Annotated in this window: 22 protein-coding genes and 2 pseudogenes; 14 read left to right on the top strand and 10 right to left on the bottom strand. The window is 73.5% G+C overall.

Annotated elements, in window-relative coordinates:
- Positions 1-121: 121 nt before the first annotated feature.
- A pseudogene (locus tag ACFO0B_RS03595) lies at positions 122-492 on the top strand (DUF2332 family protein); the annotation flags it as partial.
- A 128-nt stretch (positions 493-620) separates the two neighbouring features.
- Here ACFO0B_RS03595 and ACFO0B_RS03590 read toward each other — a convergent pair.
- Positions 621-3527: a BTAD domain-containing putative transcriptional regulator gene (locus ACFO0B_RS03590; protein WP_378610825.1), complete on the bottom strand. Its 2907-nt coding sequence runs from the start codon at positions 3525-3527 to the stop codon at positions 621-623.
- Positions 3528-3625: 98 nt separating this feature from the next.
- Between ACFO0B_RS03590 and ACFO0B_RS03585 the strand changes: the two genes are divergently transcribed.
- Entirely contained in the window at positions 3626-4702 is a 1077-nt protein-coding gene (locus ACFO0B_RS03585) for a methyltransferase (RefSeq protein WP_378610824.1), read from the top strand.
- 13 nt (positions 4703-4715) lie between these two features.
- On the top strand, positions 4716-5465 hold the full coding sequence (locus ACFO0B_RS03580; RefSeq protein WP_378610823.1) for a PIG-L family deacetylase: 750 nt from the start codon (positions 4716-4718) through the stop codon (positions 5463-5465).
- A 13-nt stretch (positions 5466-5478) separates the two neighbouring features.
- On the opposite strand, the gene ACFO0B_RS03575 is transcribed toward ACFO0B_RS03580, so the two are convergent.
- Genes ACFO0B_RS03575 through ACFO0B_RS03565 form a run of 3 tightly spaced genes read right to left on the bottom strand, consistent with a single transcriptional unit; the run spans position 5479 to position 7573 of the window.
- Complete coding sequence (locus tag ACFO0B_RS03575) at positions 5479-5955, bottom strand: nuclear transport factor 2 family protein (protein ID WP_378610822.1); 477 nt, start codon at positions 5953-5955, stop codon at positions 5479-5481.
- Between the two features lie 19 nt (positions 5956-5974).
- Complete coding sequence (locus tag ACFO0B_RS03570; RefSeq protein ID WP_378610821.1) at positions 5975-6421, bottom strand: nuclear transport factor 2 family protein; 447 nt, start codon at positions 6419-6421, stop codon at positions 5975-5977.
- A gap of 60 nt (positions 6422-6481) precedes the next feature.
- A complete protein-coding gene (locus ACFO0B_RS03565; protein WP_378610820.1) occupies positions 6482-7573 on the bottom strand; it encodes a hypothetical protein in 1092 nt (363 codons plus the stop codon).
- 231 nt (positions 7574-7804) lie between these two features.
- Here ACFO0B_RS03565 and ACFO0B_RS03560 point away from each other — a divergent pair, with 231 nt between their 5' ends.
- From ACFO0B_RS03560 to ACFO0B_RS03540, 5 genes are read left to right on the top strand one after another with little or no spacing between them, the layout of a single operon-like run.
- Positions 7805-9370 (top strand): WXG100 family type VII secretion target, encoded by a 1566-nt coding sequence (locus tag ACFO0B_RS03560; RefSeq protein ID WP_378610819.1) that lies wholly within the window; start codon positions 7805-7807, stop codon positions 9368-9370.
- Positions 9371-9386: 16 nt separating this feature from the next.
- Positions 9387-9725 (top strand): hypothetical protein, encoded by a 339-nt coding sequence (locus ACFO0B_RS03555; RefSeq protein WP_378610818.1) that lies wholly within the window; start codon positions 9387-9389, stop codon positions 9723-9725.
- Complete coding sequence (locus ACFO0B_RS03550; protein WP_378610817.1) at positions 9722-10207, top strand: YbaB/EbfC family nucleoid-associated protein; 486 nt, start codon at positions 9722-9724, stop codon at positions 10205-10207. The genes ACFO0B_RS03555 and ACFO0B_RS03550 overlap by 4 nt, the downstream gene beginning before the upstream one ends.
- 35 nt (positions 10208-10242) lie before the next feature.
- Entirely contained in the window at positions 10243-12885 is a 2643-nt protein-coding gene (locus ACFO0B_RS03545; RefSeq protein WP_378610816.1) for a hypothetical protein, read from the top strand.
- Entirely contained in the window at positions 12882-13688 is an 807-nt protein-coding gene (locus ACFO0B_RS03540) for an ESX secretion-associated protein EspG (RefSeq protein ID WP_378610815.1), read from the top strand. The genes ACFO0B_RS03545 and ACFO0B_RS03540 overlap by 4 nt, the downstream gene beginning before the upstream one ends.
- Before the next feature lie 35 nt (positions 13689-13723).
- Here ACFO0B_RS03540 and rox read toward each other — a convergent pair whose 3' ends face one another.
- Both rox and ACFO0B_RS03530 read right to left on the bottom strand, forming a co-directional pair.
- Entirely contained in the window at positions 13724-15148 is a 1425-nt protein-coding gene (gene rox, locus ACFO0B_RS03535; protein WP_378610814.1) for a rifampin monooxygenase, read from the bottom strand.
- A gap of 84 nt (positions 15149-15232) precedes the next feature.
- Entirely contained in the window at positions 15233-15646 is a 414-nt protein-coding gene (locus ACFO0B_RS03530) for a VOC family protein (protein WP_378610813.1), read from the bottom strand.
- Between the two features lie 76 nt (positions 15647-15722).
- Between ACFO0B_RS03530 and ACFO0B_RS03525 the strand changes: the two genes are divergently transcribed.
- The 4 genes and pseudogenes from ACFO0B_RS03525 (at position 15723) to ACFO0B_RS03510 (ending at position 17980) form a co-directional block, all read left to right on the top strand.
- Positions 15723-16307: a TetR/AcrR family transcriptional regulator gene (locus tag ACFO0B_RS03525; protein ID WP_378610812.1), complete on the top strand. Its 585-nt coding sequence runs from the start codon at positions 15723-15725 to the stop codon at positions 16305-16307.
- Positions 16308-16345: 38 nt separating this feature from the next.
- Complete coding sequence (locus ACFO0B_RS03520) at positions 16346-16570, top strand: hypothetical protein (protein WP_378610811.1); 225 nt, start codon at positions 16346-16348, stop codon at positions 16568-16570.
- Between the two features lie 115 nt (positions 16571-16685).
- A pseudogene (locus ACFO0B_RS03515) lies at positions 16686-17417 on the top strand (serine/threonine-protein kinase); the annotation flags it as partial.
- Complete coding sequence (locus ACFO0B_RS03510) at positions 17336-17980, top strand: tetratricopeptide repeat protein (protein ID WP_378610871.1); 645 nt, start codon at positions 17336-17338, stop codon at positions 17978-17980. The pseudogene ACFO0B_RS03515 and the gene ACFO0B_RS03510, both read left to right, overlap by 82 nt.
- 43 nt (positions 17981-18023) lie before the next feature.
- On the opposite strand, the gene ACFO0B_RS03505 is transcribed toward ACFO0B_RS03510, so the two are convergent.
- From ACFO0B_RS03505 to ACFO0B_RS03495, 3 genes are read right to left on the bottom strand one after another with little or no spacing between them, the layout of a single operon-like run.
- Positions 18024-18857: a site-specific integrase gene (locus ACFO0B_RS03505; RefSeq protein ID WP_378610810.1), complete on the bottom strand. Its 834-nt coding sequence runs from the start codon at positions 18855-18857 to the stop codon at positions 18024-18026.
- A gap of 43 nt (positions 18858-18900) precedes the next feature.
- Positions 18901-19815, bottom strand: coding sequence for a cation diffusion facilitator family transporter (locus ACFO0B_RS03500; RefSeq protein ID WP_378610809.1), 915 nt, complete (start codon positions 19813-19815; stop codon positions 18901-18903).
- A gap of 22 nt (positions 19816-19837) precedes the next feature.
- Positions 19838-21310 carry an alpha/beta hydrolase gene (locus tag ACFO0B_RS03495; protein ID WP_378610808.1) on the bottom strand — a complete coding sequence of 491 codons (1473 nt, stop codon included), beginning with the start codon at positions 21308-21310 and terminating at the stop codon, positions 19838-19840.
- 291 nt (positions 21311-21601) lie between these two features.
- Here ACFO0B_RS03495 and ACFO0B_RS03490 point away from each other — a divergent pair, with 291 nt between their 5' ends.
- Entirely contained in the window at positions 21602-22945 is a 1344-nt protein-coding gene (locus tag ACFO0B_RS03490; RefSeq protein ID WP_378610807.1) for a lipase family protein, read from the top strand.
- Positions 22946-23002: 57 nt separating this feature from the next.
- On the top strand, positions 23003-24409 hold the full coding sequence (locus ACFO0B_RS03485; RefSeq protein ID WP_378610806.1) for a carotenoid oxygenase family protein: 1407 nt from the start codon (positions 23003-23005) through the stop codon (positions 24407-24409).
- 87 nt (positions 24410-24496) lie between these two features.
- Here ACFO0B_RS03485 and ACFO0B_RS03480 read toward each other — a convergent pair whose 3' ends face one another.
- Positions 24497-24955, bottom strand: coding sequence for a hypothetical protein (locus tag ACFO0B_RS03480; protein ID WP_378610805.1), 459 nt, complete (start codon positions 24953-24955; stop codon positions 24497-24499).
- Positions 24956-25050 lie beyond the last annotated feature (95 nt).

The following is a 25050-nucleotide window of genomic DNA, read 5'->3' as shown; positions in this document are numbered from 1 at the left end:
CGGGCGCGACCGGCGGGGTCCTGGCACGATCGCGTGTGAGCAGGCTACACAGTGAGCGACCGTTCACCGGCCGTTCGCGGGAACCGGGGCGACGGCGTCGGGGAGTACCGGGTAGTCGCGGATGTCGGCCCGAGGGAGAGGTGATGCGGATCGGGGAGCTGCCCGCGCGCACGGGAGTCGGTGTGCGCTCGACCGGTGCTGGCTGGAGACCCTGATCTGGCCCGGGCAGACCGAACGGGTCGAGCGGCTGCGCGCGGCACTCGACATCGCCGCCGCCGACCCGCCCACGCTCGTCACGGGCGACCTGAACGAGCACATCGCCGACCTGGTGCACGATCTGGCGCGCGAGACGCCACCGTCGTCGTCTTCCACAGCGCCGTGCTCGGCTACCTGAGCCCCGAGGATCGGGAGCGCTTCCGCCGCACCGTCACCGGACTCCCCTGCCACTGGATCTCCAACGAGGCACCCGCCGTCTTCCCCGACCTGGCGCCAGGGGCACCACCCGGAAGTTCGTGCTCGCGGTTGACCAGCACCCGGTGGCCTTCACCGGGCCGCACGCCGCCGGCCCGCGGGCAACAGCCGACGCGATGCCCTTGCTGCCACCGGTCACGATGGCGCGCTCACCCTCCGGATGCAGCGTCACCCGGACCACGCCGGCCAGTGCGCGCGGGCGGGTCGGCCGTCCCGCCCGCGCCGATCCGAATCGCCGCGAGCGCGGTCTCCACCACCGCCTCCCGGCCGAGCACCGACCCCTCGGCTCTGGCCCGCGCGAAGGCGACCTCGCCGAGCTCCGCCCGCAGGGCCGCCGCCACCGGCGCCACCGCCGCCGCGTCCGCGCCGAACCCGGGATCGCCGCGCTCCAGCGCGCCGAGCAGCAGGGCGGCCTCGGTCCGGGCGACCCTGGCCAGCAGCGGGAGCAGGGCGCGCAGCGTAGTGCGCTGGTGATGCCAGACCTGCATGGCCCGCCACCCGCGCACCGCCGCCCCGAACGCCTCGAGCGCCTCCGGAATCCGCTCCTGCCGCAGGTGCAGCGCGGCCAGCCCGACCTGCGCGGCATTGGCCGCGAACACGCTGTACACGGTCGCTGCCAAAGCCACGACCTCGCTGTACCCGAGCAGCGCCGCCTCCGGATCGAGCACGGCGAGCGCCTCGGCCCGGTTGTAGAGCGCCCAGGCGCGCAGGCTCGGATTGCCCGCGTCGGTGGCGGCGCGCAGATTCCGCTCGGCCAGCGCGAGCCCCTCGGCCGGGGCGCCCGCGTAGGTGCGGGCGAGCCCGGCGAAGAGCAGTGCCTCGGCCCGGTACCAGGGATTGCCGAAGCGCTCGGCCAGCGCGAGCAGCTCGGTGGTGGCGGCGCCGCACTCGTCCAGTTCGCCCTGATAGAGCGCGACCGCCGCGCGAATCTTGAGCAGCGGCATCCGCGCCGCCACGTCCGGCGGCAGCGGGGCGAGCGCGGCCTCGGCGACGATCAGCGCGCGATCGTGCTCCCCGCCGAAGGTCAGCGCCTCGCCGACGGCGGCGCAGACCGCCGAGTAGCGCGGGTGCGCGGGCGCATCGGGCAGGGTGAGCGCGGTCTCGCCCCACGCGACCACCTCGTCGGGGAAGCGGTAGAGCACCGCGAGCGCGAGGCCTGCGCTGAGCCGCAGCGCGCGATCGGTGTCGCCGGCGGCGACGGTGTGCCGGTGCGCGGCCCGCAGATTGTCCAGGTCGGCGGTGACGACGGCGTACCAGTGCGCTTCGCCGGGGCCGCGCAGCCCGGCGTCGGCGCGCTCGGCCAGTCCGGTGAACCAGGCGGCGTGCAGGTCGAGCACAGCGTCCGCCTCGCCGCGGTGGCGCAGCAGGTCGGCACCGTACTCGCGCACCGTCTCCAGCATCGCGAACCGGGTCGTTCCCGCGGATTCGGCCACGGTGACCAGCGAGTTGTCGACCAGGGCGGCGAGCGGGTCCAGCGCGGGCTCCCCGTTCACGGTCTCCGCCGCGTCCGCCCCGAATTCGCCGTGGAAGACCGAGAGCCGGGCGAAGAGCCGCTGTTCGGCCGGGCCGAGCAGCGCGTACGACCAGTCGAGCACAGCCCGCAGGCTGCGGGCTCCGGCGGCGCCGAGCGGGTCGGTGCGGGCCGCGAGCCGGGCCGCCAGATCGGCGGGGTTCAGCACCCGCACCCGCGCCGCCGCGAGCTCGAGGGCCAGCGGCAGCCCGTCCAGCCTGCGGCACACCTCGGAGATGTGCCGCAGGTTCGTCCGGTCCAGCTCCAGCCCGGGCCGCACCGCGCGGGCGCGTTCGGCGAAGAGGCGTACCGCGGGGGCGGTGTCGTCCTCCGGCGAGTCCGGCAGGCCGAGCGGCGGAATCGGGTGCAGCCACTCCCCCGCGACGCCGAGCGCGGCCCTGCTCGTGGCCAGCACGGTCACCCGGGGGCAGCTGCGCACGATCTCGGTGACCAGCCGCGCGGCGTCGTCGAGGACGTGCTCGCAGTTGTCGAGCACCAGCAGCAGTTCCCGCTCGGCGAGGAACGTGAGCAGCGACTCGGTGCGGCCGATGCCCGGTTGCCGGCGCGCCCCGACCGCGCCGGCCACCGCCTGCACCACCGCATCGCCGGTGAGCGGGGCGAACTCGCACCAGACCGCCGCCATCCCCGACCCGTGCGCGGCGTGCAGCGCGAGCGTGGTCTTGCCGACCCCGCCCGGCCCGGTGAGCGTGAGTACCCGATGCTCGCCCAACCCGGCCGCGACCCGGGCCAGCTCGGCTTCCCTGCCGATCAGCGCGGTATCGGGCAGCGGCAGGCCGCGCACCGGCACGGAGACCACGACGAGCTGCGGATCGTGCCGCAGCACAGCGACTTCGAGCGCCCGCAGCGGCGCAGACGGCTCGACCCCGAGCTCGGCATCGAGCCGCTCCCGCAGCGCCCGCAGCACCGCGAGCGCCTCGGCCTGGCGCCCGTCCCGGTACAGCGCCCGCGCCAGCTGCCCCACCGGACGTTCCCGCACCGGGAACTCGGCCACGTGCGCCTGCAACGCCGCCACCAGCCCGTCCCGCCGGTCGGCGGCCAGCGCCGCCTCGAACCGCTCCTCCACCGCCTCCACCCGCAGCGCGCCGAGCCGGTCGGCCTCGGGGCGCACCGCGTCCAGCTCGGCGAACTCCGCGTAGGCGGGCCCGCGCCAGAGCGCGAGCGCGGCGTCGAGCAGGTGCCGCGCGCGTTCCGGGTCGGCGTCGCGGGCCGCGCCGAGCAGCCGCGCGAACTCGGCGGCGTCCAGCGCTTCGGCGTCGAGCAGGTAGCCGGGCGGGCGGGTGTGCAGCCGCTCGATCCCGTCGGCGTGCAGCGCGCCGCGCAGCCGGGCGATGTGGCTGTGCAGGGTGCGCAGCGCCGTCGGCGGCGGCTCCTCGCCCCACAGCGCCTGGATCAGCCGATCGGTGGAGACCACCGTGCCCGCGTGCACCAGCAGCACGGTGAGCAGCACCCGCTGCGCGCGGCTGCCGAGCACGACGGCGACGCCCGCGTGCCGCACCCGCAGCGCGCCGAGTACCTCGAACTCCATCCGGCCCCGATTCCGTGCCCGCAACCGTGCCACAACCGCGCGGCAACAGGGTCGCTCCATCCTCGCATCGACGACATCGCAACAGGAGGTTGGAGACGATGAGTACCACGGAGCAGCTCGAGCTCGACCCGGCCGAGGTGCAGGCCTTCGCCGGCCGGGCGGTCGCGGACGCGGCCACCTGGATGGCCACCACCATGACCATGTTCGGCGACCGGCTCGGGCTCTGGCGCGCGCTGGCCGACTCCCGCCCGGTGACCAGCCCCGAACTCGCCGCGCGCACCGGCACCGACGAGCGCTACCTGCGCGAATGGCTGGCCGCGATGACCGCGCACGGCTACCTGACCCATGACCCCGGCGCGGGCACCTACCTGCTCCCGCCCGCCCACGTGCCGGTCCTCGCCACCGAGAGCCCGGCCCACATCGGCGGGCTGCACCAGGCGCTCTACGGGCTCACCGGCATGCTCGACCGGGTGCTCGCGGTCTTCCGCACCGGCGGCGGAGTGCCCATCAACGCCTACCCGCGGGACTGGTTCGAGGGGCTGGAGCGGTTCAGCGCGGGCTGGTTCGACCACCTGCTGCCGCAGGTATGGCTGCCCACGCTGCCGGAGCTGGAGGCGGCGCTGCGCCGCGGCGCCGACGTCGCCGACATCGGCTGCGGCCGTGGCCGGGCGCTGATCCGGCTGGCCGAGCGCTACCCCGCGGGCCGCTACACCGGCTTCGACGTGCACCCGGAGTCCATCGCGGCGGCCGAGGCCGCGGCCCGGGCAGCGGGCGTGGCCGACCGGGTGCGCTTCGAGTGCCTCGACGTCTCCGGCGGGCTGCCCGGCGACTACGACGTGATCACCACCTTCGACGTCGTGCACGACGCCGCCGACCCGCGCGGCATCCTGGCGGCGATCCACGCCGCGCTCCGCCCGGACGGCCGCTACCTGTGCCTCGACATCAACTCCAGCCACCGCCTCGAGGACAACCGAGGCCCGGTCGCCGCCTACTTCTACGGTGTGAGCGTGCTCTACTGCATGACCACCTCGCTCGCGCACGGCGGCGCCGGGCTCGGGACCTGCGGGTTCCCCGAACACACGGCGCGCGAGCTGTGCACGGCCGCGGGTTTCGGCACCGTCCGGCGGGTCGAGATGGAGAACCCGTTCAACATCCTCTACGAGATCACCCACTGAAGGACGCGCTCTCATGACGAACCCGCTGCCCGGCACCGGCCCCGTGCTGGGAATCTGGGCCCATCCCGACGACGAGGTCTACCTGTCCGGTGGGCTGATGGCGGCCGCGCGGGCGGCGGGCAGGCGGGTCGTCTGCGTCACCGCCACCCGCGGCGAGCACGGCACCGACGACCCGGAGCACTGGCCGCCGGAGCGGCTCGCCGCGGTCAGGGAGGTCGAGCTCACCGCGAGCCTCGCCGCGCTCGGCGTCACCGAGCACCACCAGCTCGGCCTCCCTGACGGCGGCTGCGCCCGGCAGCCGTTCGACGCCGTGGTCGCCCGGCTCGCCGCCATCGTGGCCGAGGTGCGCCCCGAGGTCGTGCTCACCTTCGGCCCGGACGGCTTCACCGGCCACCCGGACCACCGCATGGTCTCGGCCTGGGCCGAGGCCGCCAGGAACCGGGCGGCCCCCGCGGCCCGGCTCCTCCACCCGCGGCTCACCGCGGCCTTCGCCGACACCTGGCAGCACGTCTACGACCGGCTCCAGCTCTTCGACTCCGCCGACCTGCCGTGGCGCGCCGCCCCCGACCGGGTCGCGGTCGAGCTCCGGCTGGACGACGCGCTGGCCGACCGCAAACTCGTCGCGCTGCGCGCCCAGGCCACCCAGACCGCGGAGCTGCTCACCCTGCTCGGCGCGGAGACCATGCGGGCCTGGGCCTGCTCGGTGGAGTCCTTCGTCGACGCGGCGCCCGCCCCGGCCTGGGATTTCGCGGACGGCTGCTGACCGCCCGGCGCCCTCAGCTCGGCTCGGCCCACATATTGGACAGCAGCCGGTGGCTGGGGGTGTCGGCCAGCGACTGCGAGGACTCGTAGATGCGGCGGTAGCCGGTCGCGGTGATCCGCCAGGCGCCGTCCGGGTCGCGACGGTACTCGTCGGCGTAGTAGCCGGAGCCGCGGATCAGCGCACCCCACTCGGTGGCCAGCACGGTGTCCTCGAAGAGCCAGCTGCCGGTGGCGGTGTCGCCGTCGACCCGGATCTCCGGGTGGTTGGCGACGTGCGTGGTGACGATGCCCGGCCCCAGGTTCTCCCGCATGAAGGCGACGATGGCGGCGCGCCCGTCCAGCACCGGCGGCTCGCCGAGGGCGTGCGTGCCGTACCGGCCGCGGCAGTCGTCGGCCAGGGTGTCGGCGAACTCGTCCCACAGCTTGAGGTCGAGCGTGCGGAAGTAGCGGTACTTGAGCCCGCGGATCGCCTCGAGTGCAACCAGGTCCATCGCGACAGCATAACGTGTTCTATTTTTCCGGGGCGGAATCCGGCGTGAAGGCGGCCTCCAGCCCGTCGAACCACGCCGCCTCCTCGATCAGCCTGCGGCTGCGCCACCCCTCCCCGGTGCGCACCAGCTCATGGTTGTACCAGCCGCCGCAGAAGAACTGCTTGCCGGGCGTCACCACCATCGGGTTGAAGAACATGGCCCGGACCCGCGCATTGTCGCCGTCCAGCTCGACCGCGATATTCGAAATGAAATGCTGTGTGCGGCTGAACAATCCGAGTCCCGTGGTGAGCCCGTCGATCACCTTCTCCAGGTCGCCGACCGGGCCGCCGGCGGTGCCGTAGTCGATGTGGGCGTCGGCGGTGAAGACGGTCCGGTAGAGCTCCCAGTCCTTGCTGTCCACCGCGTGCGCGTAGCGGGTGAGCAGGTCGGTGATCTCGATCCGGTCGGCGATGGTCTGCAGATCCATGCCGTCCATCCAAGCGCACCGGCGCCGGTGCCGGGGGCAGAACGCGTTATCGTTCGCGGACTACTCCGCGGCACCGGCCATGAGCAGCTGGAGCACTCCGCCGTCGACCTCGTCGGTCTCGCCGAAGAGCCGGACCAGCAGTGCCCGGTCCGCCTGGCCGTGTTCGGCCGCGACAACGAGCTCCAGGGCGGCGTCCCGTACCCCCACACCCCCTTCGGCGGCGAGCGCGGCGATGACCTCGGCGGCGCTCTCCCGGCTCCACACCGCCGGCACCGCCGCCGCGGCCTCGCTCGCGGGCGGCGAGGCCCCGCGATACCAGCGGCCCGCCTCCCACCAGTAGCAGAAGGAGAGCAGCCCCTCGCCCGCGCGCGGGTTGAGCAGCGGGTTGGCCACCCAGCCCGGCGCGCCCGCGTAGAGGTCGGGCATGGGCGCGCCCGCGTTGTAGACCGCGTCCAGCGCCGGGTCGTCCCACACGCCGCCGGAGAGCACCGCGCGGTCGCCCGGCACCAGCCACAGCGACGACCCGCTGCGCTCGGCGCCCTCGAAGAGCCCGAGCGCGGGCAGCACCCGCGGGCCCCACGGTGATCCGGCGGCGGTGAAGGCGGCGGCGATGGCGGCCCAGCGCATGGCCAGCAGCGGCAGCGCGGGCAGCGTGGTCTCGACCGTCGGCGTCGTGCCGGCCGAATTCCCGGAGCGCTCGGCCGGGCGGGACTGCCGGTCCTCGTGGCCGAGGTAGGCGCCGAGCCAGACCGGGAGCCGCTCGCGCGGGAACGTCTCCAGGTCGGCGCGGTAGGCGTCGGGCGGGAAGAGGTGGTCGTCCGGGAACGGCTCGGCGCCGAAGTCGTGGTCGACGGCGATCTCCCCGGACGCCGTCGCCAGCACCAGGTACCGCCACCACGGCCCGCCGGGCAGCGCCGCCGAGGCCGCGCGCTGCCGCCGGACCAGTGCCAGCACCTCCTCGGTGGGCAGCACCTGCGCCGGGTGCCCCTCCTCGTCGGCGAAGAAGACCGACGCCAGCTCGGCCCCGGTCGTCAGCGCGAACACCGCCCGCAGCTCGTGCCAGCCGGGCGGTGCGAGCGCGATCAGCTCCTCGGCGATCCGGCGGCTCGCCCCATCCACCTCGCCTGCGCGCGAATCCTCTGCTGCGGTCACGACAGCGACACCTCCTCGATCGGCTCGGCACGGTACCATTCGCGAACGAACGCCACGAGCCAACACCATTGGAAACAAACAATTTTCGCATCGCGAGAGCCGAGGGGATGCGCGCGTTCAGTGTTCGCCTTCCCGTCATGTCGGGTTCAATCGACTGGGTTCTAATCCGACGACGGCCGACGCCGAGAGGGGAGCCGCGATGAGCGAGCCGGGAACCGCGGCGGTACGGCGATGACGCTGACACTGCCGGAGGGGCTGCACTGGCTGGCCTGGGTGGCCGGGACCACCTGGCCCGAGGGTGACGAGGATGCAGCCTGGGCGGTCGCGGAGGCGTGGAAGACGGCGAGCACCGAGCTGAAGGCGCTGCTCGCGGATATCGACGCGGCCAAGCAAGCCACCATCGACGCCTACCCGCAGGGCGACGGCGGCATCGCCATGGGCGCGCGCTACGACAGCTTCCGCACCGGCGAGCAGTCGCTGGAGCAGCTGGCCGAGTACCTGCAGACGGTCAGCGACAGCACCTTCGACATGGGCACCGAGATGCAGGCCACCAAGATCACCGTCATCGTGACGCTGGTCTGGCTGGCGCTGGAGATCCTCTGGGCCTGGCTGTTCCCGCCCACCGCGCCCGCCGTCGAGGCCGCCGCGATCACCACCACCCGCTCGTTCCTCAAGGTCTTCGAGGACTGGGTGCAGAAGATCATCACCAATATCGCCGCGCGGCTCGGCGCGCCGACCGTCAAGCGGCACTTCTGGAGTCAGGCCGCGCGGCTGCGCCCGGTGTTCCCGACCGCCAAGGGCTGGGGCGTCTACGGAGCACGCGCGCTGGAGGCCACCGCCATCGCGGGCGGGATCAACGCCTCGGTGCAGCTGGGTCAGATGGCCGACGGCAAGCGGCGGCACTTCAACGGCAAGGAGTTCGGGCTCTCGGTGCTCGCCGGCGTCGCCGGCATTATTCCCGGCCGCGAGGTCGGGCGCTACCTCGGCAAGGGCATCGACAAGGCCGGAACCAAGTGGACGAACAACATCCCGGGCCGGATCGGTCGCGGCGCGGTGATCGGCGGCGTCTCCGGCGCGGTCGGCACCGCCTTCGGCAACCTCGCGGTCGGCGCGGCGACCGGCGACTGGACCTCGTTCGCCTCCGGCCCCGGCTGGGTGGGCGGCATCTCGCGCGGCGCCGTCCTCGGCGGTGCGCGCGGCGGGTTCGCGCTGGACACGATCAAGCCCGGACACGGCGACATCCGCTCCTACGTCTGGATGTCGAAGCCGGCACCGCCGGTCACCGACGGGTCGTCGAGCGGCGCGAGTTCGCGGCCCGGCTCGGTGGCCGGAGTGCCGAGCACGGTGCGGCCGGTCACGCCGGTCGCCTCGACGACCGGGCGCCCGGCCTCCACGCACAGCGGCAGCACCGGCTCGTTCCGCACCGGCGACGACCGCAGCTTCAGCGACCGCACCTTCTACTCCGCGCAAACCCACCTGTCGGCGAGCAGCGGTGGTTCCGGCGGCGGCCGGGGGGCGCCGCCCACCTCCTGGCAGGCCTCCGTCGACGGCGGCTGGGTACCGCCGCCGCCGACGCGGCCCGCGCCCCTGCCGCCGATCGCCCCGCTGCCACCGCCGCCGACGCACCACGACCCGTTCCTCGGCGAGGGCAAGGATCTGCGCGGCAAGCCGCGCTCCAAGCTGTGGCCCTGGGTGGAGCCGCTGCCGGGGCCCTACACGGCACCGGTCGCGAATCCGGGCCCGTGGGTGCCGCCGCCGCCCGCGGCGGCACCGGTCGACGTCCCGCTGAACATCTGACCCCGAAGGGAGCGCCATGGCAGACCGCCTCGAGGTCGACCCGGCGAAGCTGCGGCACGCCGCGGAGCTGACCAGGGAGCTGTCCACCGACACCAAGACCGTCGCGGACCGGCTGCGCGCCGCGCTCGGCGGCATCGAGTCCGACGCCGAGCCGATGCCGTGGGGCAACGACAAGCGCGGCCACAAGTTCTTCGACGGCGAGAAGGGCTACAAGGCGGCCAGGGACAACATGATCGAGGGCTGCTTCGGCGCCGCGAAGTCGCTCGGCGACATGGCGACCGGCCAGGCCGAAGCCGCGGACGCGCTCGAGGGCACCGAGGCCGGCACCACGGGCCAGTTCGGCGGCGCCCCGTGAGCGGGCAGCCGGTGAACGAGACGCTGCGCGCCGACATGGCGGCGCTGGTGGAGGGGCTTGGCGAGCAGTTCCGCGGCATCGCGGAGCTGCAGCGGAGCCGGGCCCTGCTCACCGAGACGGTGCGCGTCTGCGATCAGCGCATCGAGGTCACGGTGAACGCCGACGGCGTGCTCGTCGCCACGAAGTTCGGCGACGACGTGCTCGACCTGAGCCTGGAGGAGATCGCGGAGAACATCACCGCGGCGGTGCAGACCGCGGCCGCACGGGTGGCCGAGCGCAGCCGGGAGCTCATGCAGCCGCTGCTCGAGCGGAAGAACGCGCTGCCCAAGCTCTCCGACATCGTCGAGGGCGCACCCGATCTCGGCTCGCTCATGCCGACCGCGCCGCCGCCACCGCTGACCCCGCCCGACCCGGCCCGCTGGCCGGACGACGACTCCGATCCCCGCACGCCGCGGTCCGTCGTGGCCGACAACGACGACTGACGGGTTCGCCCGTCCCACAGGAAGGTGCACGCCAGATGGCTACCGAACCGGGCACGTGGTCGGGGCTGCAGAACCAGGCGAAGGCCGGGTATCTGAAGTTCGACACGGCCGACGCGCTGGCCGCCGCCCGCGCCAGCGCCGACCTGGTCGACGACCTGCTCGGCATGGCCGCCGCCGTGACGAACCTGCGCCTGGACAACTTCGGGCCGATCGGTACGCTCACCTCCGGCCTGCAGCTGGCGATGGCCTTCACCAACAAGGGCGTCCGGCTGCGCACCATCCTGAACGACCACGCCGACATCGTGAAGGACATCGGCGAGACCTACATCGCCGCGGGCAAGGCGTACGCCAATGCCGACGGCGAGTCCAGCAGCAACTTCCAGGCGCTCAGCGAGCTGAAGATGCCGACCGAGGCGAGCGCCTACACCCCCGGTGCGCCCGCGCCGGGCGGCCCGGACGGCGAATTCGACAAACCGAACGGGTTCACCTGGAAGGACGAGGCAGGCAGGCTGCACACCACGGGCGCCGACGCCGAGGGCTTCCCGACCTCGCTCAAGGACTACCAGGGCGAGAAGGACAAGGGCGTCACCGCCAGCGTCGAGAACAAGGACAGCCTGAGCTTCCAGGAGCTGTACGACCTCGGCCAGGGGCTGGACCCGGCGCCGGTGCTCGCCGCCGCGGGCACCTGGCACAGCATGTCGACCGACCTGCTCGCCAAGCTCAACACCTTCGTGAACGCGATCAACACCGGCACCCAGGCCTGGGAGGGCCAGGGCGCCACCGCGGCGGCCGCCGCGATCAAGGCCTACTCCGACGGCGTGCAGCCGCTGATCACCTCGATGATCGCGATGAGCCAGAACCTGGACTACAGCGCGCAGTGGCTGAACCTGACGCGCATGAGCATGCCGTCCAGCCCCGATCCCGGTGACTGCTGCCCCGGCCGGGTCACCCGCCGCTACCGCGACGAGTGGCAGAAGCACTACGGCGAGGGCATGAAGAACACCGTCTCGGCGATGCCGGTGGTCAACGGCCCGATCGCCGAGCCCGTCCCGCAGAACGGGCAGGGCGGGCCGCAGCCGCCCGGCCCGAACGACCCGGTCAGCGGGCATTACGGGAACGGTCAGTACGGCGACGGTCAGTACGGCGACCCCTACGGGCAATACGGCAACGGCCAGTACGGCAATGGGCAATACGGCAATGGGCAGTACGGCAACGGCGAATACGGCGACGGCCAGTACGGGAACGGCGAATACGGCAACGGGCAGTACGGCGACCAGTACAGCGGTGGTCAGGAAGGCGGCGGACAGGGCGGCGGGCAGGGCCAGCTGCCGCCCGGTTACAGCGCCGCGGCGCCCGGACCGAACGGCGGCGGGTCGCAGGGCTCGGGTGGCTCCGGCGCGACCATGCCCAACGGCGCCAGGGGCGGGGGCAGCGGCGGCGGCTCCGGTTCGGGGTCGCCGGGCGGCAGCCTGCCGCCCGGCTACGAGGCCGCGCGCAAGGACGCCGAGGCCGCGGGCGCGGGGCTGGGCGGCCCGCCCACCCCGGTCGGCTCGTCCGGCGGCGGCGGTTCGCCGGGCGGTGGCTCCGCGGCGAAGCCGTCGAGTTCGGGAAACCCGTTCCCCCGCAGCAGCCTCCCCGGCGAATCCGGGTCCGGCTCGGGCTCCGGCTCGTCGGGCAGCGGTGCCGGCATGCCGAACGTCCCCTCGCTGGGCTCGGCGACCATGCCGAACGGCGCCAAGGGCGGATCGTCCGGCGGCGGCACCGGCGGCGGCGCGCCGGGCTCCGGTGCGGGGATGCCGGACACCGGCGGCCTGGCGGACGCGCTCGCGAAGGCGACCGGCGCCGACCCGGCCAAGCTGAAGTCGATGCTCGGCAACCTCCCGGGACTGGTGAACGAGGACACCCTGGCCAAGGCCACCGGCCTCTCCCCCGAGCAGGTGCGCTCGGTGCTGAAGAACATCCCGAAGGTCGCCGATGCCGCCGAACTGGCGAAGCTCACCGGCCTCTCCCCCGACCAGGTGCGCTCGGTGCTGGACAGCCTGCCCAACGCGCTGGACGACAAGGCGGTCGCGGCGGCTACCGGGCTCGACCCGAAGACGGCGTGGAGTTCCGGCGCCGGGCTGCCCGGCCAGTCCGGCGCCGCAGCCAGCCCCATGCAGGGATTCATGCAGGCGGGCAAGGACTTCCTCGGACAGATCGGGCAGGCCCTCACCCAGGGGCTCGGCTCGCTCGGCCAGCTCCCCGGGCTGGACCAGCTGCAGGAGTTCGCCCGGCGCTTCGACCCGGCCGCGCTCGCCGCCGCCACCGGGGAACTGCCGACGGATCCGGCGGGCGGCGCGGGCGGCGGCTCCGGCTCCGGCGGCGGGGCCGGTGGTCCCGGCCCGGTCGGCGGCCCCGGCGGGCTGCCCGAGCACGCCTACCAGCAGTCGCGGGCCGCGCAGCTCTTCCCGCGGGCGTCGCTGCCCGGCGCCGAGCAGCCGCTGTATCCGGCCGCGGCGTCGGCGAATCCGGGCATGGGCGGGATGGGTGCCCCGATGATGGGCGGCGGCGGCGCGGGAGCAGGCGGCGCGCAGGGCAATACCTCGCACAAGCCGGCCAAGTACCTGCAGTCCAGGTCGCACCTCGACGATGCCATCGGCGCCGTGCCTGATCGGGTCAAGCCGGTGATCGACTCGTGAACCGCAGCTGGGAGTTCACCGATCTCGAGTTCAGCCTGCTCTGCGAGGAGGTGCGGCAGGGCGAGCTGCCCGCGCCGTTCATCTTCACCAGCCGCACCCGGCTGGCCGACGACTACGAGCGGGAGAAGTTCGAGGTCGGGAAGGCGCTGCGGGCCCGGTTCGACCACGAACTGGACGCGCTGGCAGGCGCCATCGCCAAACCGGATGTCTTCGTCGTCGCCCACGCCTGGGACGACCAGGACTTCGACAACCCGAAGAGCCGCATCCGGGTGCACGCGGTGCGGCACCGCGCCCGCGGTTACGTGATCACCCAGCGTCCGGGCGAAACGCTGCACCACGCCGACGGTTTCGACGCGGTGGAGTGTGACCCGCACGCGCTCGCCGACACCGTCATGGCGCTGCTGCCCCGGTGCACCGCGGGCCGATCGGACGACATCCGGCTGGCGCTGCCCACCTCGGAGCCCGAGGTGGTCGCGCAGGGGCCGTCGTCCGGGATCGCGGACACCGACGACACCGACGACGACGACACCGTGCGCAGCCACGCCTTCTTCGACACCCCCGCGCTGAGCACCGGCATCGTGAAGGTGCTGCAGGGCCGCTCCAAGTACGGCCCGCGCGGCCGGATCGAGTCCGGGCTGCTCTGGCGTGACCTCCCGGACGACGGCCGCTACGTCATCCCGCTCGACCACCCGGCCCCGGTCGCCAGCGCCATGGGCCACGACCGGCTCACCGACTGGGTGCGCGGCCGCATCGACAGCATCCTGGAGCGCATGGAGTCGCACCTGGAGACCGAGGAGGACTGACGGCTACCGAGCGCCGGCGGTGTACCGACCTCCCGTCAGCTCGGCCGGCCGAACCAGCGGGCCAGCGCGTGATCCAGTTCCCGCTGTTCGGAACCGGCCCAGGCCACGTGGCCGTCCGGGCGCAGCAGCACCGCGGGCGAGGTCAACTCCGGGCTGTCGGCGGCCAGGTGGTCGACCCGATCCGCCCGGCCGGTCACCGACAGCTCCCCGGTGGGGTCGAGCAGCAGCCCGCGCCCGGCGTGCAGGTGTTCGTACAACCGCCCCTCGCCCACCCGGATATCGCGCAGCCTGCGCCCGACCAGCTCGGGGCCGGGGCCGAAGTCGTAGCGCACGCCGATCGCGTGGATAGACTCCACCAGGTACCGATTCACCTCCTCGAACTCCATGAGCCGGGTGACCAGCCGCCGCACCGCCCGCGCACCCGGATCCAGCGCCATGAGCTGCATCTGCGCCCGCGTGTTGTCCAACACCTCGGCGGCGACCGGGTGCCGCTCGGCCTGGTAGGTGTCGAGCAGATCGTCCGGCGCCCACCCGCGCACCGCGGCGGCGAGCTTCCACCCCAGGTTGAAGGCGTCCTGGATGCCGAGATTGAGCCCCTGCCCACCGGTCGGCGGGTGCACGTGCGCGGCGTCGCCCGCCAGGAAGACGCGGCCGCTGCGGTACCGCTCGGCCAACCTGGTGCCGTCGCCGAAGCGGGAGAGCCAGCGCGGGGAGTGCACCCCGAAATCCGTGCCCGCCACGGCATGCAACCGGGACCGGAACTCCTCCAGCGTCGGCGGGATGCCGCGCTCCTCGCTCAGCCCCGCCGCGGGCACCACCACCCGGTACCGGCCGTTGCCGACCGGCCCGATGCCGAAGCGCAGCTCGGTCTTGCGGATCTCGGCGGTGACCGCGGCCATCTCCTCCGGTGGCGCGGTCGCCGCCATCTCACCGAGCAGCGTCTCGACCCGGCTCGGCTCGCCGGGAAACTCGATCCCGAGCAGGTTCCGCACGGTGCTCCGGCCGCCGTCGCAGCCGACCAGGTAGCGCGCGGTCTCCGTCGACCCGTCGGCGAGTTCGACGGTGACCCCGTTCTCGTCCTGACGCAGCCCGGTCACGGCGGTCCCGCGCCTGAGTTCGGCACCGAGCTCGGCGGCCCGCTCGGCCAGCAGCCGCTCGGTGATCGGCTGCGGCAACCCCAGCGTGAAGGGGTGCGCGGTGTCCAGCTCCGCCGGCGGCGGCTTGGGAATCCCGGCGAAGAACCCACCCGCCGGGTGCTTCGTGCCCAGCTCAACGAATCGCTCCAGGATTCCGCGCTGGTCAAGGATCTCGATACTGCGCGCGTGCATGCCGAGCGAACGCACCACCTCGGTGGGCTCCGGCTCCTGCTCCAGCACGAGCACCCCGACCCCGTGCAAACGCAGCTCGCTCGCCGTCATCAGCCCGGTCGGGCCGCCGCCCGCAATGATCACGTCGATCATGAAACTCCCGATTTCCGCAGGTAGTGGCCAACGGAGAGAGATTCTGCGGCACGCCCCGGGTCTTGCCGCAAGCCCCGGGGTGCGCTATACGTTGAAGAGGGAGGAGAACTCGCCCGCGGGTTCGATGGGCTGGATCACGTCCACCAGCACCCCGCCCGGGTCGGCGACGATGAAGTGCCGCTGCCCGAAATCCTCGCTCCTGATCGCCAGCTCCGGGTGCAGCCCGCCCGCGGTCACCATGCGCTCCCACTCCGCGTCGACATCGTCGACCTCGACATTGAGCAGGACGCCGCGCGCCGGGGCGCGGTAGCCGGCCGGGACGGACGGGTGTGCCGGGTCGAGCAGTGCCAGCTCGCACGGCACCGGACCCGGTCGGCGCAGGCTCACGTACCACTCCGCCTCGAAGGTCACCTCGAAACCCAGCCAGTGGCAGTAGAAGTCGCGGCTCGCCGCGATCGCCTCGGTGCCGAGCACCGGGTAGAAGCTCTGCAGTCGCATGTCACACCTTTCACATACCATCGGTATGTGAGCTACGGTAGTTCGCATACCGTCGGTATGTCAATGAGGAGGGCGAATGCCGCCGAGCCAACGCGCCGCCCAGCGCGAGCAGACCCGCGCTCTGCTGGTCCGCTGTGGCCGCGAACTCTTCGCGGCCGAGGGGTACGCGGCGGTCGGGCTGGCCCGGATCGTCGCCGCCGCCGGCGTCACCAAAGGCGCGCTCTATCACAACTTCTCCGGCAAGGAGGAGCTGTTCCGCGCGGTGCTCGCCGAGGTGCAGCGGGAGGTCGGCGCCCGGGTCGCGACCGCCGCCGAGGCCGTGGACGACCCCTGGGAGCAGCTGCGCACCGGCTGCGACGCCTTCCTGGTGGCCGCCACCGACCCGGCCGTCCAGCGCATCCTGCTCGTCGACGGCCCCGCCGTCCTCGGCTGGCACGAATGGCGCGCCCTGGACGAGGCGAACTCCGCGAGCCACCTGCGCGACGCACTCGCCCCGCTCGTCGCCGACGGCACCCTGCCCGCCCAGCCGCTCGAGCCGCTGGTCCACCTGCTCTCCGGCGCCATGAACGAGGCGGCGCTGTGGCTGGCCACCGAACCGGAGGCGCTCCCCGGCACCACCGCCGCGCTGGGGCGGCTGTTGGAGGCGCTGCGCGGACCCTAGGATCACCCGGGGATACGGGTCTATCGAAGGAGTCGGCGATGACGGCACACCGGTTTGTCACCGCGGCAACCGCGCTCGGGCTGGCCGCGACGGTCGCGCTCGGCGTCTCGGGCTGCGGCAAGTCCGAGCGCTGGTGCGAGCGCGACCAGGGCGACGTCCTCGTCGCGAACTCCTACTGCGAGGCGAACACGCCCGGTTACGAGTGGGAGCCCGACCACGACAAGCCCAAGAAAAAGAAGAAGCCGATCAAGAAGAAGCACTAGGTCGCGGCGACCAGGATCTACTCGGGCGCGGCCGGTCGCTACCTGATCGGCTCCTCGAACACCTGCGCGGAAAGAGACGGCTTGCGCTCACGCCCCGACCGGTGTGAGGCTGGAAATGTCCGTATTCACTGTGCTGGGAGGGATCGTGGCGCTGACGCCCGGTGCAGTTCTCGCGGAGTACACGATCGTGGAACCGCTCGGCGCGGGTGCGCACGGCGCGGTGTACCTGGCGCGCCATCCCGACCAGCGCAGGGACGTGGCGCTCAAGGTGCTGCATGCCGGGAACGATGAGCTCCGGGCATGCTTCGAGCGGGGGCCGCGGCTCGAGCACCCCAATATCGCGACCGTGCTCGACCGCAGCCGGTCAGGGGATCCGGAGTGCTGGCTGGCCATGCGGTACGTGCCTGGCGGCGATGTCACCCCGCTGCTGGCGGCCGCTGCGGGCGGGCTGGAGCCGGAGCGGGCGGTCCGGCTGATCACCGATATCGCCCGCGGGCTCGATCACGCGCACCAGTGGGGCACGTACCACGGCGACCTCAAGCTGACCGACATCCTGATCGAGCCGCACCCGGACGGCGACCGCGCGGTGATCACCGATATCGGGCTGGCCCGCTCGACCTGCACCCCGGCCTATGCCGCGCCGGAGCGCTGGGCCGGTGCGGAGGGCGGTCCCCGCACGGATCTCTACGCCCTCGGCTGCGTCTTCTACCAGCTGCTCTCCGGCCGGACCCCGTTCGGCATCACCGACCCCGAGTCCGGACACCGATCAGAACCTGTTCCGCTGCTGCGGATTCCGGGGGTACCCGCCGAGCTGGACGAAGTGCTCGCCACCGCCATGGCCAAGGACCCGGCCGACCGTTACCCCAGCGGCACCGCGCTGGCGATCGACGCGTTGCGGGCGGTCACGGTGCGCGAACCCGCCCCGAACCCGCGGTCCCCGCCGACCAGTCGCTGCGCGCGGCCGCCGACCGCGGCGTGCCGGAGGCCATGGTCGAACTCGCGCACGCGCACCGGGACCGCGGCGAGCTGGACGCCGCCGAGTCCTGGTATCGCCATGCGGTCGAGCGCGGCCACTCGGAGGTCGCCGCCAATATCGGCAATATCCGGTACGCGCGCGGAGACTGGGCCGACGCCATCGCGTGGTACCGCTGGGCGATCGACCGCGGTGACACCTCCGCGCTCTACAACCTCGGCAAGCTGCACTACGAGCGGGGATCGCCTGCCGAGGCGGAGAGCTGGCTGCGCCGGGCCGTCGACACCGGGAACCTGCCCGCGCTCAACGCGCTCGGCGTAGTGCTGTTCGAGCTGGGCCGGGCGGACGAGGCGGCGTTCTGGCTGCGGCACGCCGTCGATCGGGGTGACCCGCACGCCGCCCGCAACCTCGCCGTCGTCCTGCGCGGACACCGCTGAGCACCGCCGCCGTACCGTCCCGCGCACGGCCGCGGACCCGAGGTCAGGAGTGCCGGAGCACGGAGGCCGGACTGTCGCCGAAGAGGTCGAGCTGTTCGCGCCCGCACGGCGGCAACGGCATCCGCTCCGCCGCGCGCTGCCCGAGCCGGTCCGCCACGGCCTCGGGGGTGAGCCCGGAACGGGCCAGCCGCTGCTCGGCGGTGCTCCGCAGAACGTGGTGCCCCAGTTCCACCTCCGCGTCGGCACCGATGCCGCGCAGGATCTCCGCCACCGTGCGGTGTGCGAGCCGCCGGTGCGGGGCGTATTCCGTGACGAAGACCGCGAGCACCTCCGCATCGGTGAGCAGGCGGCGCTCCTCCAGCCAGGCGGTCAGGGCACCCCTGGTCGCCGCGGCGACCGGCACCGTCCGGTCCGCGCCGAGGGTGATCCGGCCCGGCCACTCCGCCAGGTCGAGCGCGCCGAGGTCGAGCGCGGCCAGCTCCGCTCCCCCGGCGCCGGTGTCCAGCGCGAGCAGCAGCAGCGCGTAGGCCCGGCTGCCGCGGCGGGCCGCCGCGCCGAGCACCGCCCGCTCCTGCTCGGCGGTCAGCGCCCGCTCGTCCGGTGGGGCCCGGCGCGCGGCGGGTGCGCCGAGCCCGAGCCAGCGGTAGAAGACCCGCAGCGCGGTCAGATCACTGTCGACGGCCCCGGCGCGCAGGTACCCGCTCACGGCGAGATCGCGCCCGGCGGCACTGTCCAGCGCGTCCTCGTACCCGCGGCGCGCGGCCAGCCAGGTGAGGAACCGGGCGATCGGCACGCGCTGGGCGGGAAAAGCCGCGGCGAACCCGGCGAGCAGCGGCGCCGCGGACACCCCCACCGGAACCCGGATGTCGAAGCCCATCTGGCACCACCTCCACCCTCAGGGTGCCAGTGGGTACCGACACCTACGGCCCGGCGACGGTCAGCACCGCCTGCGCCACCCGCTCGTTCCGCTCCAGCTCGTGCTCCAGATCGCGCAGCGTGGTGGCGATGGTGTGCTCGGCCGGATCGCCGACCAGGTCCACGCTCCCGACCAGGAAGACCTTGCGCGGCCCGACGTACTCGAGCCGGACGAACCGCACCGAATCCACCTGCGGCAGCGCCTCGATCCGGGCGATGGCGGCGGCGTGGATCGGCGCGCCGGCCGGTTCGCCCGCGAGGAAGCGGCGGTTGCTGTCGATCAGCAGCACCGCGACGCCGCCGAGCAGCAGCCCGACCAGGATGGAGCCGAGCGCGTCCCAGAGCGGATCGCCGGTGAGCTGGTGCAGCCCCATGCCTCCGGCGGCGAGCAGGATGCCGATGAGCGCGGCGCTGTCCTCGGCGAAGACCGCGCGCAGCGTCGGGTCGGAGGTCTCCATGACGTAGTCGAGCAGGTCGCTGTCGCGCTCCTGGGCCTCGCCGCCGAGCTGCCTGACCGCCCGCAGCCAGGAGATGCCCTCCAGCAGGAAGGCGATGGCGAGCACCGCATAGCCGACGAGATAGTTCTCCCCGCCCGGCGTCTCGTGCAGCAGCTCGGAGACCCCGTGCCAGACCGAGACCGCCGCACCGGCAACGAACAGCCCGACCGCGGCGAGCAGCGACCACACGTACGCCTCGCGCCCGTGGCCGAGCGGATGCTCCGCGTCGGCCGGGCGGCGGCCGCGCCGGTCGGCGATCAGCAGGAATATCTCGTTGCCGGTGTCCGACCAGGAGTGCGCCGCCTCGGCCACCATCGACGCCGAGCCGGTGAGCACCGCCGCCACCGATTTCGCCGCCGCGATCGCGAGGTTCGCGGCGAATGCGACGAGCACGGTCCTGGTCGACTCCCCTGTCTCCGTCATTCCACCCAGTCTGCCCCCCGGGTCAGGATGCGGGGCAGGACACGTCCGCGGCCGGGAGCGTGCCGTCGACCAGGTAGGCGGTCGTGACGTCGTTCGCGCACGGGTTCTCGCCGAGCAGGTAGGCGCCGTGGCCCGCGGCGTCGACGCTCACCAGCCGGGCCCGGTCGCCGAACTTCTCGCGCAGCAGTTCGGCGCCGCGGTGCGGGGTGGGGACGTCGCGGCGGTTCTGCACCAGCAGGATGTTCGCCGGGCCGTCGGCGAGCACGGGGACCGGCGGCTCGGCCGGCTCGTGCGGCCAGTACGCGCACGGGATGATGTTCGCGGCGGCGGCGCCGTAGAGCGGGTACCGCTCCCGGTCCTCGGCCACGGCGTCGCGATAGCGCCGCACCTCTTCGGGCCAGTCGACGTCGTTGCAGGTCACCGCGAGGAACACGGTCCACGAGTTGTCGAACGAGGCGAGGTCGGGCACCTCGCCGGTGTCGGGCGGCTCGGCGCCGGTGCGCAGCGACTGCCACAACCCGGCCAGCACCGGGTACTGCCGCTCGTTGAACAGGTAGGCGAACACGCTGCCCCGGAAGATGGCGCCGGTCAGCCCGTCCACCGGCTCCCGGTCCAGCCGGTCCGCCAGCTCCAGGTAGGCGGCGCGGACCTCGTCCGGGGTGCGGCCGAGGCCGTAGGTGTCGTCGCGCTCCGCCGCCCAAGCGGCGAAGTCGGGGAATGTCTGCTCCATGCCGAGGGCGTAGCGGCGCATGCCGTCGCGGTCCAGGTGGGTGTCGCCGACGATGCTGTCCAGCACCACGCGGTCGGCGCGGTCCGGGAACATCGAGGCGTAGGCGGCGCCGAGCGCGCTGCCGTAGGAGTAGCCGAGGAAGCTGGCCTTCTCCTCGCCGAGCGCGGCGCGGATGGCGTCCAGGTCGCGGGCCATGTCGGCGGTGCTGATGTGGCGCAGCCGGTCGTCGGGGTCGTTGTCCGCGCACTGCTGGGCTACCCCGCGGACGACCTCGGCGCGCGCGGAGACCGCCGCGTCGTCGACCGCGTACGGCGGCAGGTTGCCGACGTACGGCCCCTCGCCGGTGAAACCGCACTCGATCCGCGCGGAGTGCCCGATCCCCCTGGTGTCCATGCCGATCACGTCATAGCTGTCGGTGACGCTCGCGGGCATCCCGCGCGCCACCAGGAAAGCGGGGAACGCCAGCCCGGACCCGCCCGGCCCGCCCGGGTTCAACAGCAGCACGCCCCGGCGCTTGTCCGGGTTCGGGCCGGCCAGCCGCGAGATCATGATCTCGATCTCGCCGCTCGCCGGGGCGGTGTGGTCCAGCGGGACCGGCACGGTGGCGCAGTCCAACCGGGTCGGCGCGGCCTCGGCCACCACCTCGGCGGGGCAGGGGCTCCACGCGATCGGCGGCGCGGGCTCGTCGGTGCCGCACGCCGCCGCGGATGTCGCGCCGACGACGATCGCCGCCAGCACGGCGATGGTGCGGGGTAGGCCGTTCATCGAGTTGTCCTCCTGGGTTCCCGGTGCGGAACCGATTCGACACCGTGCCGCCGCGGCACAGTCAAGACCGGTCGGACTGCGGCACTTTCGGCCATCGGTGTGCGATCTCCAAGATCGCTCCGGCGCCGCAGTGGTGAAAGTCCCAGACATCCGCGCGCGGCAGCCGGGAAGCGCTGCGCGGCAACTACGGTGGCTCCCGCGGGCCGGGTTCAGCGGCGAGCCGCCCGCCGCTTTCGATCCCGGATGGATTGTCCGGGAACACTATTCGCATTCACGCGTGAGGTCTCTCGGATGAACGAACGCTGGACGCTCCGTGCCCTGATGGTCACGGCAGCCACCGCATGCCTGCTCGCGACCGGGCCGTACCCGGCCAACGCCGAGGAGGATCCCGGCGCCCCCTCCGGGCTCCAGCAGGGCATCGACAGCGTCGTTCCCGCGCCGGCGCTCCCGCCCGGCCCGCCGGTCGACGGTTTGACCCCGGAGCAGGCCGCGCTCCTGCACGCGGTGCATTCGCCGCCGACCGGCGACCCGTTCTTCGACGCCACCCCGGCCGGGCTCGCGGCACTGAACCCCGGCGACATCCTCGAGCAGCGCGACGTCACCGCGTCGGCAGCCCTCGTGGTCGGGGTGCCGATCGCCCGCGCCACCCTGGTCAAGTACCGCTCGACCTCGGCGACCGGCGCGGCCGCGTTCGGCACGGCCACCCTGGTCGTCCCGCTCACCCCGTGGACCGGGGGCGACCGGCCGGTGCTGGTCGACAACCAGCCGATCAACTCACTCGGCACCACGTGCACCCCGGGTTATGCCCTGGCACACGGCCCGGCCTTCAAGAACTTCGCCACCGACTCGATCCCGCCGACCGCGGCCTGGGGGCTGAACCAGGGCTTCGCCGTGCTGGTCACCGACCACGAGGGCCCGAACATGGCGTACGCGGAGCCGAACGTCGCCGCGCACGTCGTCCTGGACGGCATCCGCGCGGTCCGCGCCACCCCCGGCTTCGGTGACAGCCGGTTCGCGCTCGGCGGCTACTCCGGCGGCGCCATCGCCTCGCACGGGGCGGCCATGCTGCTCGGCGAGTACGCCCCCGAGCTGCGCGACGCCGTGGTCGGCGCCGCGATGGGCGGGCTGGTCACCGACAACCGGGTGATCGCCGACCGGTTCAACGGCAACTTCGCCTCCGGGGTGCTGCTCGCCGTCGTCCTCGCCTACTCGCGCGAGCACCCGGAAATCCTCGACCGGATGAACCACCTCGCCACCTGGGCGGCCACCTCGCCACTGAACGCGGTGTGCGGGCAGGCCATCGGCTTCCTCGGGGTGATCGGCATCCCGATCGACGTCGCCGCGAACGTCGCCGACGCACTGGACAGCGCGGTCGCGGACGAGATCTTCGCGCGCACCGACCTCAGCGACCGCACCTCGCAGGTGCCGCTCTACATCTACCACGGCGCGCACGACCTGTGGATTCCGTTCGACGGCGCGCAGCAGCTCTACCAGCGGCAGTGCGCGCGCGGCGTCTCCGCGGTCTTCCGCAGCGAGCCGGGTGAGCACCTCATCGCGCTCCCCGGCGGCTTCCCCGGCGCCGCCGCGTGGCTCGGCGCCCGGCTGCGCGGCGAGCCTGCCCCGAACGAGTGCTGAATCGCGCCGGTAGCCGCTAGGCTGCCGGGCGAAGGGGACCGCTTGCGAGGAGAGCCGATGACCGCAGCCCCGACTCCGCCCGCTCCCGTGGACCTGAACCACAACCCGCACCTCTCCGGGGTGTTCGCCCCGCAGCGGCGCGAGGTCTCGGTCGCGGAGCTACCGGTCACCGGCGTGCTCCCGGCCGACCTGAACGGCACCTACTTCCGCAATGGCCCCAACCCGCGCTTCGACCCCATCGGCACCTTCGTCTACCCGCTGGACGGCGACGCCATGGTGCACCGGGTCACCCTGCGCGACGGCGCCGCGAGCTACGCCAACCGCTTCGTCCGCACCCCCATGGTGGTCGCCGAGGAGCGGGCCGGGCACGCGATCTGGGCGGGCATCACCGACCTCTACACCCCCGGCCCCGAACTGGTCGGGCCGGAGCTCGCCGGAACGAGCAGGGAGCTGCCCGACATCAATGTGGTGGCGCATGCCGGGAAGTTGCTCGCCATGGCCGAGAGCGAGCAGCCCTACCGCCTCGACCCCGGCGACCTGGCCACCCTCGGCCGCGACGACTGCGCGGGCGCCATGGCGCTCGGCAGCACCGCGCACCCCAAGCTCGACCCGCGCACCGGCGAGCTCGTGCTCTTCACCTACCGGCTGGAGCCGCCCTACCTGGCCTGGTCGGTGGTGGCGCCGGACGGCGGGCTGCGCCGCGCCCCGACCCCGGTGGACGGCGTCGACGAGCCGATCATGGTGCACGACATGGCGCTCACCGAGCGCTACATCGTGCTCTTCCTCGGCCCGCTGATCTTCGACATCCCCGGCATGCTGAACGGCGGCTCGCTGCTGGACTGGCGGCCGGGCAACGGCACCGGGATCGCGCTCATCCCGCGCGACGGATCGCCGGTGCGCTGGTCGCACACCGAGCCGTTCTGGGTGTGGCACTTCGCCAACGCGCACGACGACGAGCAGGGCCGGGTCGTGGTCGACTACGTGCGGTGGAGCTATCCGGGCGGGCTCGCGGAGGTCGCCGAGGAGCAGCGCGGCGGGGTGGAGCGGGCGGTGATCGATCCGGAGTCGGGCGCGGTGCGGCGCACGGTGCTCAGTGACCGGTTCGTGGAGTTCCCGCGGATCGACGACCGGCTGATCAGCCGTCCGCACGGCACGGTCGCGACGGTCTCGAGTGGTCCCGGGCGCAATGCGCTGGTCTTCCTCGATCCCGAGCGCGACACCGAGAAGGTCTGGAACGCGGGCGATCTCGCGGTCGGGGAGCCGGTCTTCCTGCCCGGCGCCGAGCACGACTACTGGGGTGCGATCGCCACCGACCCGGGCGATATGAGCTCGCGGTTCCACGTTCTGAGCGCCGAGGATCCGGCGGCGGGGCCGATCGCCTCGATCCAGCTGCCGCAACGGGTGCCCGCCGGGTTGCACGGAGCGTGGGTGGGCGCGGACAGCGATGTTCTCGACCCGCCCTGATCCGAACGGCGCCTGCGCACCCCGCCGGCTCCCGGTGGCCGGGCCCGGTGGCGCGGTGCCCGCGGCGTAGCCGGACCCGGGGTGCCGCTACGGCATCTCCACCGTCTCGGCACGCTCGATCTCGGCGAAGGCGCTGCGGACGGCCGCGGTCGCCCGCACCCGCGCGACCGCCGCGAGATCGGCGATGAGCAGCAGCGCGGCGGGCTGGGTGACGGCGGGCGGGGGCGGGACCTCGTCCGGCTCGGTGACGCCGAGCGCGCCGGTGAGCGCGGCGACGAAACCGGCCGGGTCGAGGTCGGGCAGCCAGGCGAGGGTCGCGCGGACCGTGCGCGCGAGCGCGGCCTGGATGTCGTCGGCGTCCAGGCCGTCCGGGTGCGCGACCTCGAGCAGTTCGCGCAGGGCGGCGCCGAGGACCAGCCCGGTCTGCTCGGCGGGCAGCGCGGCGAGGTCGGCGGCCGCCTCGGTGAACGCGGCCGCGTCCTGCGCGGTGATCGCGGTCAGCGCCGCCTCGATGCCGCGCTCGATCTGCCCTGCCGTCGTCGCCACGCGGCTCTCCTTCCGTCGCGGCCACTGTCTCACGCGGGGCCGACGGCTCCGCGATCGGCGGCGTCGATCGGGCATTCGGCACCGATGATCGCGAG

Source organism: Nocardia jiangsuensis, from assembly GCF_042650385.1.
GTDB lineage: Bacteria > Actinomycetota > Actinomycetes > Mycobacteriales > Mycobacteriaceae > Nocardia > Nocardia jiangsuensis.
The sequence above is the reverse complement of the archived record's forward strand: the minus strand, read 5'-3'. Positions and strand labels throughout refer to the sequence as shown.

Coding starts and splice junctions, on each gene's coding strand:
- ACFO0B_RS03575 (WP_378610822.1), bottom strand. CDS start 5,955: ATGGACCTGGTTGCACTCGAGGCGATCCGCGGGCTCAAGTACCGCTAC.
- ACFO0B_RS03530 (WP_378610813.1), bottom strand. CDS start 15,646: ATGCGACTGCAGAGCTTCTACCCGGTGCTCGGCACCGAGGCGATCGCG.
- ACFO0B_RS03495 (WP_378610808.1), bottom strand. CDS start 21,310: ATGAACGGCCTACCCCGCACCATCGCCGTGCTGGCGGCGATCGTCGTC.
- ACFO0B_RS03525 (WP_378610812.1), top strand. CDS start 15,723: ATGCCGCCGAGCCAACGCGCCGCCCAGCGCGAGCAGACCCGCGCTCTG.
- ACFO0B_RS03485 (WP_378610806.1), top strand. CDS start 23,003: ATGACCGCAGCCCCGACTCCGCCCGCTCCCGTGGACCTGAACCACAAC.
- ACFO0B_RS03500 (WP_378610809.1), bottom strand. CDS start 19,815: ATGACGGAGACAGGGGAGTCGACCAGGACCGTGCTCGTCGCATTCGCC.
- ACFO0B_RS03585 (WP_378610824.1), top strand. CDS start 3,626: ATGAGTACCACGGAGCAGCTCGAGCTCGACCCGGCCGAGGTGCAGGCC.
- ACFO0B_RS03590 (WP_378610825.1), bottom strand. CDS start 3,527: ATGGAGTTCGAGGTACTCGGCGCGCTGCGGGTGCGGCACGCGGGCGTC.
- rox (WP_378610814.1), bottom strand. CDS start 15,148: ATGATCGACGTGATCATTGCGGGCGGCGGCCCGACCGGGCTGATGACG.
- ACFO0B_RS03520 (WP_378610811.1), top strand. CDS start 16,346: ATGACGGCACACCGGTTTGTCACCGCGGCAACCGCGCTCGGGCTGGCC.
- ACFO0B_RS03570 (WP_378610821.1), bottom strand. CDS start 6,421: ATGGATCTGCAGACCATCGCCGACCGGATCGAGATCACCGACCTGCTC.
- ACFO0B_RS03580 (WP_378610823.1), top strand. CDS start 4,716: ATGACGAACCCGCTGCCCGGCACCGGCCCCGTGCTGGGAATCTGGGCC.
- ACFO0B_RS03490 (WP_378610807.1), top strand. CDS start 21,602: ATGAACGAACGCTGGACGCTCCGTGCCCTGATGGTCACGGCAGCCACC.
- ACFO0B_RS03545 (WP_378610816.1), top strand. CDS start 10,243: ATGGCTACCGAACCGGGCACGTGGTCGGGGCTGCAGAACCAGGCGAAG.
- ACFO0B_RS03560 (WP_378610819.1), top strand. CDS start 7,805: ATGACGCTGACACTGCCGGAGGGGCTGCACTGGCTGGCCTGGGTGGCC.
- ACFO0B_RS03555 (WP_378610818.1), top strand. CDS start 9,387: ATGGCAGACCGCCTCGAGGTCGACCCGGCGAAGCTGCGGCACGCCGCG.
- ACFO0B_RS03505 (WP_378610810.1), bottom strand. CDS start 18,857: ATGGGCTTCGACATCCGGGTTCCGGTGGGGGTGTCCGCGGCGCCGCTG.